The sequence below is a fragment of the Plantactinospora sp. BC1 genome, assembly GCF_003030345.1.
Taxonomy (GTDB): Bacteria; Actinomycetota; Actinomycetes; order Mycobacteriales; family Micromonosporaceae; genus Plantactinospora.
Map to the genome: position 1 here is coordinate 4,341,448 of NZ_CP028158.1, position 14,163 is coordinate 4,355,610.

General features: G+C 70.9%; 12 protein-coding genes. 10 read left to right on the forward strand and 2 right to left on the reverse strand.

Going from position 1 to position 14,163, the window contains the following annotated elements:
* The 7 genes from nuoI to C6361_RS18955 all read left to right on the forward strand — a co-directional run bounded on the left by nuoI (position 1) and on the right by C6361_RS18955 (position 7,929).
* Positions 1-591 (forward strand): NADH-quinone oxidoreductase subunit NuoI, encoded by a 591-nt coding sequence (nuoI, locus tag C6361_RS18925; RefSeq protein ID WP_107262165.1) that lies wholly within the window; start codon positions 1-3, stop codon positions 589-591.
* Positions 588-1,358, forward strand: a complete 771-nt coding sequence (locus C6361_RS18930) for an NADH-quinone oxidoreductase subunit J (protein ID WP_107268525.1) — start codon at positions 588-590, stop codon at positions 1,356-1,358. Before nuoI ends, C6361_RS18930 begins: the two co-directional genes overlap by 4 nt.
* A gap of 1 nt (position 1,359) precedes the next feature.
* Positions 1,360-1,677 (forward strand): NADH-quinone oxidoreductase subunit NuoK, encoded by a 318-nt coding sequence (nuoK, locus tag C6361_RS18935; protein WP_199187664.1) that lies wholly within the window; start codon positions 1,360-1,362, stop codon positions 1,675-1,677.
* Positions 1,678-1,690: 13 nt separating this feature from the next.
* On the forward strand, positions 1,691-3,607 hold the full coding sequence (gene nuoL, locus C6361_RS18940; RefSeq protein WP_107262169.1) for an NADH-quinone oxidoreductase subunit L: 1,917 nt from the start codon (positions 1,691-1,693) through the stop codon (positions 3,605-3,607).
* Between the two features lie 82 nt (positions 3,608-3,689).
* On the forward strand, positions 3,690-5,225 hold the full coding sequence (locus C6361_RS18945; RefSeq protein WP_107262171.1) for an NADH-quinone oxidoreductase subunit M: 1,536 nt from the start codon (positions 3,690-3,692) through the stop codon (positions 5,223-5,225).
* 34 nt (positions 5,226-5,259) lie between these two features.
* Complete coding sequence (gene nuoN / locus C6361_RS18950; protein ID WP_107268526.1) at positions 5,260-6,819, forward strand: NADH-quinone oxidoreductase subunit NuoN; 1,560 nt, start codon at positions 5,260-5,262, stop codon at positions 6,817-6,819.
* Positions 6,820-6,885: 66 nt separating this feature from the next.
* Positions 6,886-7,929, forward strand: a complete 1,044-nt coding sequence (locus tag C6361_RS18955) for a polyprenyl synthetase family protein (RefSeq protein ID WP_107262175.1) — start codon at positions 6,886-6,888, stop codon at positions 7,927-7,929.
* Between the two features lie 211 nt (positions 7,930-8,140).
* On the opposite strand, the gene C6361_RS18960 is transcribed toward C6361_RS18955, so the two are convergent.
* The gene (locus C6361_RS18960) at positions 8,141-9,445 is read right to left on the reverse strand and encodes an MFS transporter (RefSeq protein ID WP_107268527.1); all 1,305 of its coding nucleotides are present in this window, start codon (positions 9,443-9,445) and stop codon (positions 8,141-8,143) included.
* Positions 9,446-9,597: 152 nt separating this feature from the next.
* Here C6361_RS18960 and C6361_RS18965 point away from each other — a divergent pair, with 152 nt between their 5' ends.
* The gene (locus tag C6361_RS18965) at positions 9,598-10,380 is read left to right on the forward strand and encodes an IclR family transcriptional regulator (RefSeq protein WP_107262179.1); all 783 of its coding nucleotides are present in this window, start codon (positions 9,598-9,600) and stop codon (positions 10,378-10,380) included.
* A 78-nt stretch (positions 10,381-10,458) separates the two neighbouring features.
* Here C6361_RS18965 and C6361_RS18970 read toward each other — a convergent pair whose 3' ends face one another.
* Entirely contained in the window at positions 10,459-12,588 is a 2,130-nt protein-coding gene (locus C6361_RS18970) for a PhoX family phosphatase (protein WP_107268528.1), read from the reverse strand.
* Positions 12,589-12,903: 315 nt separating this feature from the next.
* Between C6361_RS18970 and C6361_RS18975 the strand changes: the two genes are divergently transcribed.
* Entirely contained in the window at positions 12,904-13,419 is a 516-nt protein-coding gene (locus C6361_RS18975) for a sigma-70 family RNA polymerase sigma factor (protein ID WP_107264352.1), read from the forward strand.
* On the forward strand, positions 13,416-14,102 hold the full coding sequence (locus C6361_RS18980) for an anti-sigma factor (RefSeq protein WP_107268529.1): 687 nt from the start codon (positions 13,416-13,418) through the stop codon (positions 14,100-14,102). Before C6361_RS18975 ends, C6361_RS18980 begins: the two co-directional genes overlap by 4 nt.
* Positions 14,103-14,163: the final 61 nt, after the last annotated feature.

Genomic DNA, 14,163 nt, shown 5'->3' on the forward strand with positions numbered 1-14,163 from the left:
GTGGGCGCGATCACCGGATCGTTCAAGGGTTTCGGGGTCACCTTCTCGCACATGTTCAAGAAGGTCGTCACCACCGACTACCCGTTCAAGCCGCCGGTCTCGGCGCCGCGCTACCACGGGCGGCACATCCTCAACCGGCACCCGGACGGGCTGGAGAAGTGCATCGGCTGCGAGCTGTGCGCCTGGGCCTGCCCGGCCGACGCGATCTACGTCGAGGGTGGCGACAACACCGAGGAGCAGCGCTTCTCGCCGGGTGAGCGGTACGCCAGCACGTACCAGATCAACTACGCCCGCTGCATCTTCTGCGGGCTCTGCATCGAGGCCTGCCCGACCCGTTCGCTGACGATGAGCAACGAGTACGAGCTGGCCCGGGACAACCGGCAGGATCTGATCTTCACCAAGGAGCAGCTGCTGGCGCCGCTGCTGCCGGGGATGGAGCAGCCGCCGCACCCGATGCGGCTCGGTGACACCGAGAAGGACTACTACGTCGGCGCGCTGACCAACCCGGGCACCTCGGCCGGCGCGGAGCGGGCGCCCTGGTCCGAGACCGCCACGGTCGACGGCTCCGGTACGACGGGAGAACGGCCGTGACGACATCAGCGGTGCTCGCCGCCGCCGGTGGGGTGACCGGCGGGGAACAGGTGACCTTCTGGATCCTGGCCCCGCTCGCCCTGATCGGCGCGATCGGCACGGTCTGGGCCCGCAACGCGGTGCACTCCGCGCTCTGGCTGGTGCTGACCATGCTCTGCCTGGGCGTCTTCTACGTGATCCAGTCCGGGCCGTTCATCGGCCTGGTGCAGATCATCGTCTACACCGGCGCCATCATGATGCTCTTCCTCTTCGTGCTGATGCTGGTCGGCCGGGACGCCTCGGACTCGCTGATCGAGACGCTGCGCGGGCAGCGGATCGCCGCGATCCTGCTCGGCCTCGGCTTCGGCACGCTGCTCGCCACCGGGCTGTGGCGGGCGCTCGGCCAGGCGGACGCCGTCGGTCTGGAGCAGGCGAACGCGAACGGCAACGTGCAGGGCATCGCGGCGCTGCTCTTCACCAGGTACGTCTTCGCCTTCGAGGTCACCTCGGCGCTGCTGATCACCGCGGCGGTCGGCGCGATGGTGCTGGCCCACGTCGAGCGGCGCCGCGAGGACCGGATGGACCAGATCGCCACGATGAAGGCGCGGTTCCGCCCCGGCAACTACCCGGGACCGAAGCCCGGCCCCGGCGTGTACGCCACCTCGTCCTCGGTCGCCACCCCGGCCCGGCTGCCGGACGGCGGGCTGACCGAGCGGAGCGTTCCGCAGATCCTGCCGCAGCGTGAACTCTCCGCCGAGGAGAGGGCGCTGAAGGGGACGGAGAAATAAGATGTCGGACTTCCTGTCGGTGTCGCCGAACCACTACCTGATCCTCGCCTGCCTGCTCTTCACGGTCGGCGCGGTCGGGGTGCTGATCCGGCGCAACGCGATCGTCCTCTTCATGTGCATCGAGCTGATGCTCAACGCGGCCAACCTCGCGCTGGTCACGTTCAGCCGGATCAACGGCGACCTGAACGGTCAGATCATGGCGTTCTTCGTCATGGTGGTGGCCGCCGCCGAGGTCGTGGTCGGGCTGGCCATCATCATGACGATCTTCCGGACTCGACGCTCGGCGAGCGTCGACGACGCCAACCTGTTGAAGTACTAAGAGGGGCCCACCAGTGGAACATTCTGTGGAGTACGCCCACGCCACGGGGTTGCTGGGCAGCGTGTGGCTGCTGGTGGCCATCCCGCTGGTCAGCGCGGCGATCCTCCTGCTGCTCGGCCGGCGTGCCGACCGGTGGGGGCACTGGCTCGGCGTGGCCAGCGTCGGCGCCATCTTCGTGCTCGGTCTGACCTACTTCTTCTCGCTGCGGGGCCTTGCGAACCGCTCGGTCGAACTGAGCCTCTGGGACTTCATCGCGGTCGGTGACCTGCACGTCGACTTCGGACTGCTCTTCGACCCGCTGGCCGCGGTCTTCGTACTGCTGATCACGGGCGTGGGCTTCCTGATCCACGTGTACGCGGTCGGCTACATGGCGCACGACGCCGGCCGGCGGAAGTTCTTCGGGTACTTCAACCTCTTCGTCGCGGCGATGTTGCTGCTGGTACTCGGCAACAACTACGTGATGCTCTACGTCGGCTGGGAGGGCGTCGGTCTGGCGTCGTACCTGCTGATCTCGTTCTGGACCGACCGGCCGAGCGCGGCCACCGCCGGCAAGAAGGCGTTCCTGATGAACCGGGTCGGCGACGCCGGCCTGGCGATCGCGATCTTCATCATGTTCGCCACCCTCGGCAGCACCCAGTACGTCGACGTCTTCAACGGCGCCGGGGCGCTGGCCGGCGGTACGGTGCTGGCGATCGGCCTGCTGCTGCTGCTCGGCGCGACCGGCAAGTCCGGCCAGTTCCCGCTCCAGGCGTGGCTGCCGGACGCGATGGAGGGCCCGACCCCGGTCTCCGCGCTGATCCACGCCGCCACGATGGTGACCGCCGGCGTCTACCTGATCGCCCGGTCCAACCCGATCTTCTCGCTCGACCCGACGTTGCAGACCGTGGTGGTCAGCGTCGGCGCGCTCACCCTGCTGATGGGCTGCATCATCGGCGCGGCCAAGGACGACATCAAGCGGGTCCTGGCCTGGTCGACGGTGAGCCAGATCGGCTACATGTTCCTCGGTGTCGGGCTCGGCGGCGGGGCGTACGCGCTGGCCATCATCCACCTGCTGGCGCACGGCTTCTTCAAGGCCAACATGTTCCTCGGGGCCGGCTCGGTGATGCACGGCATGAACGACCAGGTCGACATCCGCCGGTTCGGCGGGCTGTCGAAGTACATGAAGATCACCTGGATCACCTTCGGGCTCGGCTGGCTGGCGATCATCGGCATGTGGCCGTTCTCCGGCTTCTTCACCAAGGAGCCGATCATCGTCGAGGCGTTCGCCCGCGACGACTGGACCGCCTGGCTCTACGGCGGCGCCGCGCTGCTCGGTGCCGGGCTGACCGCCTTCTACATGACCCGGCTCTTCGTGCTCACCTTCCACGGGCCGAAGCGGTGGACCGAGGACATCGAGCACCCGCACGAGTCGCCGCCGGTGATGACCGTGCCGCTGATCCTGCTCGGTCTCGGCTCGGTGGTCGCCGGTGGCCTGATGGCGACCCCGGTCGCCGACTGGCTGACCCCGGTACTCGGGCACGGCGAGCACCACGAGCCGGTGCTCTCGCACACGGTGATCACCGTGCTCTCGCTCGGCCTGACCGTGCTCGGCGCCGGCCTCGCCTGGCTGCTGTTCCGCAACGGCACCGCGCTACAGGAGCAGCCGGCCGGCCCGGTGGTCCGGGCGGCCCGGCGCAACCTCTACACCGACGCGTTCAACGAGGCGGTCTTCGAGAAGCCGGGCATCTTCCTCACCCGGGCGCTCGTCTTCCTGGACAACCGGGGCATCGACGGGCTGGTCAACGCGCTCGCCGCCGCGGTCGGCGGTGGATCGGGCCGGTTGCGCCGGCTCCAGACCGGCTTCGTCCGGTCGTACGCGATGTCCATCATGACCGGCGCGGTGCTGGTGGTGGCGGCGTTCCTGGCGGTCCAACTGGGGTGGTTCGCGTGACCCACCACAACGCACCGGTCGCACCGAACCGGCCGGGCGACCTCGACCGGCCGGGCACTGACGACGGAGGTAAGGCCGAATAATGTCCGACTTCCCCTTCCTCTCGGTGCTCACCGTCGCGCCGCTGGTCGGCGCGCTGGTGGTGGTCTTCCTGCCGGCCAGCCGTGGCGAGCTGGCCAAGCGGATCGCACTCGGCTGGTCGCTGGCCGTGCTGGTGCTCTCCGTCTTCATGTGGATCGCCTTCGAGGCCGGCGGCGACCGGCTCCAGCTCCGCGAGTCGTACTCGTGGATCCCGCGCTGGGGGGTGAACTTCACCTTCGCCGCCGACGGCATCGCGCTGGTCATGCTGATGCTGATCGCCCTGCTGGTGCCGCTGGTGATCCTCGCCTCCTGGCACGACGCGGAGAAGTCGAAACGCTCCGTGCCGGTCTACTTCGCGCTGCTGCTCTTCCTCGAGTGCACGATGATCGGCGTCTTCGCCGCCGCCGACGTCTTCCTCTTCTACGTGTTCTTCGAGGTCATGCTCGTGCCGATGTACTTCCTGATCGGCAGCTACGGCGGCCACCAGCGGCAGTACGCGGCGGTGAAGTTCTTCCTCTACTCGCTCGTCGGCGGGCTCTTCATGCTCGCCGCCGTGATCGGGCTCTGGGTCGTCGGCGGCAAGACCTTCGACTGGCAGGCGCTGACCCAGGTCGACATCTCCACCGGTACCGAGCGTTGGCTCTTCCTCGGCTTCTTCCTCGCCTTCGCGATCAAGGCGCCGTTCTTCCCGTTCCACACCTGGCTGCCGGACGCCGGTGGCGCGGCACCGGCCGGCGCCGCCGCGCTGCTGGTCGGGGTACTCGACAAGGTCGGCACCTTCGGGATCCTGCGGTACTGCCTGCCGCTCTTCCCCGAGGCGTCGAAGTGGTTCGCCCCGTACGCGATCGCGCTGGCGCTGATCGGGATCATCTACGCGGCACTGCTGGCGGTCGGGCAGAACGACCTGAAGCGGCTCGTCTCCTACACCTCGATCGCGCACTTCGGCTTCATCGGCGTCGGGCTCTTCGCCTTCACCACCCAGGCCGGCACCGGCGCGGTGCTCTACATGGTCAACCACGGCCTCGCCACCGGGCTGCTCTTCCTGGTGGTCGGCATGCTGGTCGCCCGGCGCGGCTCCGCGCTGATCACCGACTTCGGTGGCGCCGGCAAGCTGGTACCGCTGCTCGCCGGGGTGTTCTTCTTCGCCGGTCTCGCCTCGCTGGCGCTGCCCGGCACGGCACCGTTCATCTCGGAGTTCCTGGTGCTGATCGGCACCTACACGGTGAACAAGCCGGTCGCGATCATCGCCACCGTCGGGATCATCCTGGCCGCCGCGTACGTGCTCTGGATGATCCAGCGGACCACCCAGGGCACGCTGAACCCGGCGCTGTCCGGGGTGGAGGGGATGCGGCGGGACCTGTCGGTGCGGGAGAAGGTCGTGGTCGCCCCGCTGATCGCGTTGCTGCTGCTGCTCGGCTTCTATCCGAAGCCGGTCACCGACGTCATCAACCCCGCCGTCCAGGCCACCATGGAGCAGGACCTCGGCAAGCAGGACCCGGCGCCGACGGTGGGCACCGTCCAGGAGGCACACCGGTGAGCCGGCTGCCAGTCGCGTACGTAAGGAAGGTCCGATAATGGATCTCAAGCTGCCGGACATCGACTACGCGGCTCTGGCACCGATCCTGGTGCTGTTCGGAGCCTCCGTGCTCGGCATCCTGGTCGAGGCGTTCGTACCCCGGAAGAGCCGGCACCTGACCCAGCTCGTCCTCGGCCTGCTGGCCGTGACCGGCGCGCTGGTCGCGGTGGTGCTGAACGCGCACGACCGGCTGGTCACCGCCGGCGAGGCGGTCGCGGTCGACGGCCCGACGCTCTTCCTCCAGGGTTCGATCCTGGTGCTCGCCGGAATGGCGCTGCTGCTGATCGGCGAGCGCACGGTGCAGCGCGGCGGCGCGTTCGTGGCGCACGCCGCGGTCACCGTCGGCTCGCCGGAGGACCACCGGCAGGCCGCCGACTCCGAGGGTGCGACCGAGGTCTACCCGCTGACCCTCTTCGCCGTCTCCGGCATGCTGCTCTTCGTCGCCGCGAACGACCTGCTGACGATGTTCATCGCGCTGGAGGCGTTCTCGCTGCCGCTCTACCTGCTCTGCGCGCTGGCCCGGCGCCGGCGGCTGTTGAGCCAGGAGGCGGCGCTGAAGTACTTCCTGCTCGGCTCGTACGCCTCGGCGTTCTTCCTCTTCGGCATGGCGCTGGTCTACGGCTTCACGGTCGGTGCCGGCGGCACCGGCTCCGGCGGCGGGGTCGACTTCGGCACCATCCGGACCGCGGTCACCGACTCGGCCGCCAGCGAGGTACTGCTCTTCGGCGGGCTCGCGCTGCTCTCGATCGGCCTGCTGTTCAAGATCGCGGCGGCGCCGTTCCACGTCTGGACCCCGGACGTCTACCAGGGCGCCCCGACCCCGATCACCGGCTTCATGGCCGCCTGCACCAAGGTCGCCGCCTTCGGCGGTCTGCTCCGGGTGCTGCACGTGGCGTTCTCCGGGGCGAGTTGGGACTTCACCCCGGTGCTCGGCGTCATCGCGGTACTGACCATGCTGGTCGGGGCGGTCCTCGCGGTCACCCAGACCGACATCAAGCGGCTGCTCGCGTACTCCTCGGTGGCGAACGCCGGCTACCTGCTGGTCGGTGCCCTGGTGCTCTCCAAGGACGGGCTGTCCAGCACGATGTTCTACCTCGTCGCGTACGGCTTCACGGTGCTCGCCGCGTTCGGCGTGGTGACGCTGGTCCGGGACGCGGACGGCGAGGCGACCCACCTGTCCCGGTGGGCCGGGCTGGGCCGGCGTTCGCCGCTCTATGCCGGAATCTTCACCTTCCTGCTGCTCGCCTTCGCCGGTATTCCGGCGACCAGCGGGTTCATCAGCAAGTTTGCGGTGTTCGGGGCCGCGCTGGACGCCGGGCATACCTGGCTGGTGATCGCGGGCGTGCTGACCAGCATGATCCTCGCCTTCCCGTACCTGCGGGTGGTGGTGATGATGTGGCTCTCCGAGCCGGGCGAGTCGACTCCGACGGTGTCGCTGCCGGGCGGGCTGACCGCCGCGGCCCTGATGATCGGGGTCGTCGCCACGCTGGTCCTGGGGGTCGCGCCGGCACCACTGCTGGATCTTGCCAACGGCGCCGCCGAATTCGTCCGATGACCGGTGACCCCCACGCCCCTTCCCAGGCCGACCGCCCCCGACCAGGGGTTGGCCGGCGGGTGTGGCATGGTTGAAGGCGTGGGGGGAACGGCTGGCGGCATGGCGGCCCTCGGGCTCGACACGATCGGGCTCGAGTTCGCGGATGCCCGCGTGGAAGCATCGGTGGCCAGCGTGCTGGCCAACGTGGAGTCGGAGCTGCGCGACAACGTCGCCAGCGCCGACCCGATGGTGGACGAGGCGGCCCGGCACCTGATGGATGCCGGCGGCAAGCGGTTCCGCCCGCTGCTGGTGGCGCTCGGCGCCCAGTTCGGTGATCCGGTCGCGCCGCACGTCGTACCGGCGGCGGTGGTGATGGAACTCACCCACCTCGCCACGCTCTACCACGACGACGTGATGGACGAGGCGCCGGTGCGCCGGGGTGCGCCGAGTGCGAACTCCCGGTGGGGCAACTCGGTGGCGATCCTGGTCGGCGACTATCTCTTCGCCCGGGCCGCCGACATCGCCGCCGACCTCGGCACCGAGGCGGTCCGGTTGCAGGCCCGGACGTTCGCCCGGCTGGTGCACGGGCAGATCGCCGAGACCGTCGGCCCGCGCGACGCCGACCCGGTCGCGCACTACCTGCACGTGATCGCCGAGAAGACCGGTTCGCTGATCGCCACCTCGGCCCGGTTCGGCGGCATGTTCGGCGGCGCACCGGCCCCGCACATCGAGGCGCTGGCCGGTTACGGCGAGACCATCGGGGTCGCCTTCCAGCTCTCCGACGACCTGCTCGACATCTCCTCGGAGTCGGTGCAGTCCGGCAAGACCCCCGGCACCGACCTGCGGGAGGGGGTGCCGACCCTGCCGGTGCTCTACGCGCTCGGCACGGACGACGGCGACGCCGCCTCGGTACGGCTGCGGGAGATTCTCGCGCTCGGCCCGATCACCGACGACGCGCTGCACGCCGAGGCGCTCGGCCTGCTCCGCGAGTCTCCGGCGCTGAAGCGGGCCCGGGAGACGGTCCGCAGCTATGCCGAGGAGGCCCGCTCCTGCCTCGCCCCGCTGCCCGACAGCGCGCCCCGACAGGCCCTGGAGTCGCTCTGCGACTTCATCGCCGACCGCACCGGCTGAGGACCCCGCTCTCCGCCTCAGATCGCCGTTCCCCGGCGCAGATCGCCGCTCTCCGCCTCAGATCGCCGTTCCCCGGCGCAGATCGCCGCTCTCCGCCTCAGATCGCCGTTCCCTGGCTCAGATTGCCTTTGCCCGTCCTCAGGGCGTCCTTGTCAGGCTCAGGGCGCGAGTTCGAGGCTGAGGGCGTCCGCCGGCTCGTCTGGGCGCGGGGTCAGGCCACGGCGGAGCGGGTACCGCCGGTTTCCCGCTGCTCGGCGCGAATCCGAGCCGGCCGGCGCTGCCGGGGCACCCGCACCGGCCGGGCCGGCGGTGGGACCGTGCCGTCCGCCCGACGGCGGAGACTGGCCAGCAGCATCCGTCGGCCGGCCAGCATCAGCGCGGCGGCGAGCAGCATCGCCGCCGCCGCGACCAGCCACATCGTCGGGTACCCGAGGTGCTCGGCGAGGGTGCCGAGGCCGAGCGGGCCGAGACAGCCGCCCGCGTACACCCCGGTCTGGGTGATCGAGGTGGCCGTGGTCGGCGCCTGCGGATGCAGCCGGACCACCGCGAAGTTGAGCAGCCCGGGCCAGGCCCAGCCGAGGCCGAAGGCGAGTACCACGCCGGCCACCAGCGCCAGCGGAGCGGCCAGGTGCAGCAGGGCCAGCCCGCCCGCGCCGACCACCAGCATCGCGGCGACGGTGTTGAGGTGACCGCCGGAGCGCCGGTCGGCGAGCGCGCCCATCAGGACCCGGGAGAGCAGGCAGACGGCGCCGCCGAGGGTCAGCACCAGCCCGGCGAGCGCCGGCGAGAGACCACGGGCCGCCGCCGAGTCGACCAGGAAGGTGCCGAGGGCGTTCGCGGAGCCGGCGGCCAGGGTGCCGGCCACGCCGAGCACGACCAGCGGCCCGTTCGCCCGGCCGCCGCGCCCCCGCGCCGGGTCCGCCGCCCGACCCGCCCGAGCGGGTACGACCGGCAGGATGGCCAGCGCCAGTACGGCGGCGGCGACGAACGCCCAGCGCCAGCCGACGGTCAGCGCCAGCGCCGGTACGGCGGCTCCGGCCAGCAGGGTTCCGGCCGGGATGGCGGCCTGCTTCACCCCGAAGGAGAGTCCCTGCCGACCCGGCGGCACCCGGTGCGCCAGGGTGGCGTTGCTGGCCATCTGGCCGAGCGGGTTGGCCAGGGCGACCACCGCCAGCAGGACGAGCAGCACCGGATAGGAGCGGGCCACGGCGGCGACCGCCAGCATGGTCGCGGCGACCAGCAGCAGGCTGGCCCGGGCGACCATGGTCGGGCCGTACCGCTCGACGAGGGCGCCGGACGGCACGGAGGCGAGCGCGCTCACCCCGAAGTAGACGGCGACGGCCAGCCCCAGGCCGGCGGGGGAGAAGTCCAGCTCGGCGCCGAGCTGAACGGCGAGCCCGCCGATCAGGAAGACCGGCAGTACCCCGGCGACCGTGATGACGGTGGCGGCGAGCACCGTGCGGATCGGCCGGTCGAAGGTGGCGGCCCGCGGGGTGTCATCGGTTAGATCGGCCATTTGGGACGAGCCTACGCGAGCCACCCGTACGAACCGATCGTGTCGGTGGCAGTACGCACGGTCGCCGTAGATCTGGCATCCTCAATCCGATCGGGCATTTCGCAGGCGCCCGGTTTTTCATATTCTGTAAGTCCCCGGCGGCGGAGGTGGTTGTGCGCGACCCCTTGGCGGAACCTTCGGACCTGATCCGCAGCGTGTCGCGTGCCCTGCGCGTGCTCGAAGCGGTCGGACGGGCACCGAAGGGCCTGACCGTGAAACAGATTGCCCGGCGTTGCGAGTTGACTGTGGCCACCACGTACCACCTGGTGCGCACGCTCGCCTACGAGGGCTACGTGATCAGGCGGGAGGACGGCACGTACATCGTCGGGCTGGAGGTGGCGGACCGGTACCGCGAACTGGTCACCGCGTTCCGTGGACCACCGGCGGTGGGCGAGTCGCTGCGTCGGGCCGCCTCGGACACGGGCTACAGCCACTACCTGGGGCGGTTCGTCGGCGGGCAGGTGGCGATCACCGCGCTCGCCGAGGGACCCCGGTCGCCGTACCTGGAGGACCTGGTCCCCGGCTTCGACGAGGGCGCCCACGCGACCGCGCTCGGCAAGGCGCTGCTGGCCACCCTCACCCCGGAGCAGCGCTTCCGCTATCTGCGCGAGTACGGGATGCGGCCGTTCACCTCGGCCACCCTGGTCGCCGCCGACGCGTTCGAGGCGGACCTGGCGGCCGGTGACCGGCGCGGCATGCACCTGGAGCTGGGCCAGTTCCGGCACGGTGTCGCCTGCGCGGCCGTGCTGGTCACCCCGGACAAGGACATGGAACGGCGGGTGGTGCTCGCCTGCGCGCTGCCGGCCGCCGAGATGATGACCTCGGCCCGGGTGGTCCGGGCCAAGCTGCTGGCGGTGGCCCGCGCCGTCGCCGACGGCCTCGCCACCGAGACCTGACCCGGCCCCGAACCGGAACGTGGTCTCCTGCTGCCCCGGGAGGGGGAGCAGGAGACCACGGGAAACTCCGACGCTCGGTCAGCTCCCCACGACGTCGCCGTCGAGGCGCCAGCTGACCACCACGCCGGGCTTGGCGAAGTCGCCGTCCGGCCAGTTCGACGCCGGGTTCTCCAGGGACGCCCCGGACAGCTCGCCCGGGTGTTGCACGGCGACGAAGACCGAGCGGTTGTCGGTGGTGATGAACGGCCCGCAGGTCTCCGCGCCGAGCGGCACGGTGAGGAACTGCTTGAGGTGGCCCCGCTCCGGACCCTCGACGGCGGTGGCGAAGAGCCCGTCGTTGCTGCCCAGCGCGTTGCCGTCGGTGGAGATCCAGAGGTTGCCGGAGCCGTCGAACGCCACGTTGTCCGGGCAGGAGATCGGCGACACCTTGCTCTTGTCGTAGCCGGCGAAGTACGTCGACGGGTCCGTCGGGTCGCCGCAGACGATCGGCACCGACCAGGCGAACGACTCCGAGGTGTTGTCGCCCCGGTCCTCGACCAGCTCCAGTACGTGCCCGTGCTTGTTGTTGCTGCGCGGGTTCGCCTCGTCGGCGGCCGGGTTGGTCCCGACGCCCCGGTTGGTGTTGTTGGTCAGTGCCACGTACACCTTGCCGGTGAGCTGGCTCGGCTCGACGTCCTCCGGACGGTCCATCTTGGTCGCCCCGACCGCGTCACCGGCGAGCCGGGTGAAGGTGAGCACGTCGGCGGCGGTCATCCCGGGTACGTACGACGTGTTGCCCCGGACCAGCCTGATCCACCTGCCCCGGCCGTTGAACGCGCCGTCGCTCGGCAACCTGCCCGAGCCGTCGATCTCACCGGCGCTGGTCTGGTCGAGCTTCGCCACGTAGAGCGTGCCGGACTCCAGCAGGGTCAGGTTGTGCTCCCGGGCGGTCCAGGAGTCACCCTTCTTGAACTTCTTGTCCGAGACGAACTTGTAGAGGTAGTCGAACCGTTCGTCGTCGCCCATGTACGCCACGACCCGGCCGTCCCTGGCCACGATGACGTTCGCGCCCTCGTGCTTGAACCGGCCCAGCGCGGTGTGCTTGCGCGGCCTCGACTCCGGGTCGAACGGGTCGACCTCGACGACCCAGCCGAACCGGTGCGCCTCGTTCGGGTGCTTCGCCAGGTCGAACCGCTCGTCGGCGCGCTCCCACTTGCGGCTGTCCGCCGGGTAGCGGGCGGTGGTGCTGATCCCGTACCGGGCCAGTTTCGGCTTCAGCGTCTCCGGTGCGGCGTCGGCGCCGACGAAGTACTGGTTGAAGTTCTCCTCGCCGGAGAGCACCGTGCCCCACGGCGTGATCCCGCCGGCGCAGTTGTTCAGGGTGCCGATCGCGGTCCGCCCCGACGGGTCGGCCGCCGTCCTCAGCCAGGCCGACCCGGCCGCCGGGCCGGTGAAGGCGAACCTCGTCGTGTGCGCGGTGATCCGCCGGTTGTACTTCAGCCGGCCCCTGCGGACCGGGTTCCACTCGCCGGTCCCGCCGACCCGCTCCAACTCCACCACCGAGAGCCCGTGCGCGGCCATCGCCACCCGGATCTGCTCCACGCTCATCGCGTCGAAGGTGGTGAAGTTCGGGAACATCAGGTTCTCGTTCGTGTACTCGTGGTTCACCACCAGCAGCGCCCGCTCGCCGCTGCGGTCCAGCGGGAGTACCCCGACGAAGTCGTTGTTGTAGCCGAACTGCTGCGACTGCCGGGCCGCCGTCTGCCGGTGCACGTCCAGGCCGGGCGCGTCGGGGAGCACCGGGTCGCCCCAGCGGATCACCACGGAGTGGTCGTACCCGTTCGGCACCACCAGGGTGTCGAGCTTGTTCGGCGGGATGGGCTTGAAGGTGAGCGCCGCGTTGCCGGGCCGGCGGGCCGGGGTGAAGCTCTGCACCTCCGGCAGGGTCGCGCCGGATCCGTCCCGGGGGGCGGCCACCGCCGGAGAGCCGGCGAGCGCGCCGGCAGCGGTGCCGCCGAAGCCGAGTACCAGCGCGCCGACCGCGCCGGCCCGGACGACGCCCCGCCGGCTCACCTCGGCCCGGACCACGTCGCCGAAGTACGGGTTGTCGGACTCGTTCGGCACCGGGTGCGCACAGGCGTTTCCGCAGCGGTATATGCAGGTCATGGCGTCACGCCCGCCGTGGCCCGCCGGGCCGAGCAGGGGAAGCAGCCGGGGTCGCTCGGTCATGGAGATGGAGCCTCCTCGCCAATGTCTTCGGATGCGCGCCCTTGACGCCTCGGGTAATGCGTACGAGGACGCGTGCCTGCCGGACGCTAGGAGTACGCCGTGAGCGGCACCCGGCGGTCGGATGAACCGCCGGTGAACACCTCCAGCCAGCGGCTTTCTCACAGCGCCGCCGACCGTCGGGCCGAAACCCGGTGGCCTCCGTCTCGGGCCGAAACCCGGTGGCCTGCGTCACCGCCGTTGAACCGTCCGAGCACCGGATGCGTGAAACCAGGAGCCGGGGTCGGTCGGAGCCCAGCGGGCGGGAGGCGACGGGACATCAGCGACCAGGACGCCGAACTGCTGCGCGCCATGCACGACGAACACGCTGACGCGCTGCTCGCGCACGCCCTGCGGCTGACCGACGGCGATCGGCAGCGGGCCGAGGACCTGGTGCAGGAAACGCTGCTGCGGGCGTGGCGGCATCCGGAGGCGCTCGACCCGCACCGGGGTCCGGTGCGGGCCTGGCTCTTCACCATCGCCCGCAACCTCGCCATCGACGCCTGGCGGCGGCGCAGCGCCCGGGTCGGCGAGGTGATCACCGACGAGCTGCCCGAGCCGCCGCAGGTGGTCGACGAGGCCGACCGGGCGGTGGAGGCGTGGACGGTGGCGGAGGCGCTCAACCGGCTCTCGCCGCCGCACCGGGAGGTACTGGTGGAGTGCTTCTACCGGGGCCGGTCGGTGACCGAGGCGGCCGCCCGGCTGGGCGTACCGCCGGGGACGGTGAAGTCGCGGACGCACTACGCGCTGCGGTCGCTGCGGCTGGTACTGGCGGAGATGGGGGTGACCGGGTGACGAATTGCGAGTACGCCCACGACGACGGGGCGTACGTGCTGGGCGCCCTGTCTCCCGCCGAGCGGGCCGGGTACGAGCGGCACCTGGCGGGCTGCCCGACCTGCCGGGAGGCGGTCGCCGAGATCGCGGTACTGCCGGGACTGCTGGGGCGACTCGATCCGGCCGGGCTGGAGGAGATCGCCCCGGTGCCGAGCGCCGGTGAACGGCTGCCGAAGCTGATCGACGAGGCCCGGGTCCGCCGGCAGCGGGAGCGGCGACGCGGCCGGCTCCGTACCGGCGGTTTCGCCCTGGTCGCCGCCGCGCTGGCCGCCGTGCTCGGCTTCGGCGTCGCTGTACCCGTGATCGACGGCGGCACCGACGTCGAGGTGCGGATGGTCGCGATGCAGCCGGTACACGGCAACGTGCCGGTCAGTGCCGAGATCGGCTTCGACGGTACCCGCTGGGGCACCGTGGTCACGATGCGCTGCCAGTACGCGAAGACCAGGGACTACACGAAGGCGTACACGTTCCGGCTGGTGGCGCACGGCCCGAACGGCGCGACGGAGCAGATCGGCTCCTGGCTCGCCGCCCCCGGTGACGACGCCACCTTCACCGGCGTCACCCGCTTCACCAGGTCCGAGCTGATCCGCCTGGAACTCCTCCGCTACGACAACACCCCGCTGCTCGCCTACGACGTGCCGTAGCGTCGGTCGAGTGTGGAACGTCTGGCCGGGTCTTTGGTCCCGGGACCCGGGCGGGTCCTTG

Bases quoted from the DNA above. Each gene is read 5' to 3' on its own strand.
- C6361_RS18945 (WP_107262171.1), top strand. From the start codon at position 3,690: ATGTCCGACTTCCCCTTCCTCTCGGTGCTCACCGTCGCGCCGCTGGTC.
- C6361_RS18960 (WP_107268527.1), bottom strand. From the start codon at position 9,445: ATGGCCGATCTAACCGATGACACCCCGCGGGCCGCCACCTTCGACCGG.
- C6361_RS18955 (WP_107262175.1), top strand. From the start codon at position 6,886: ATGGTTGAAGGCGTGGGGGGAACGGCTGGCGGCATGGCGGCCCTCGGG.
- nuoK (WP_199187664.1), top strand. From the start codon at position 1,360: ATGTCGGACTTCCTGTCGGTGTCGCCGAACCACTACCTGATCCTCGCC.
- C6361_RS18970 (WP_107268528.1), bottom strand. From the start codon at position 12,588: ATGACCGAGCGACCCCGGCTGCTTCCCCTGCTCGGCCCGGCGGGCCAC.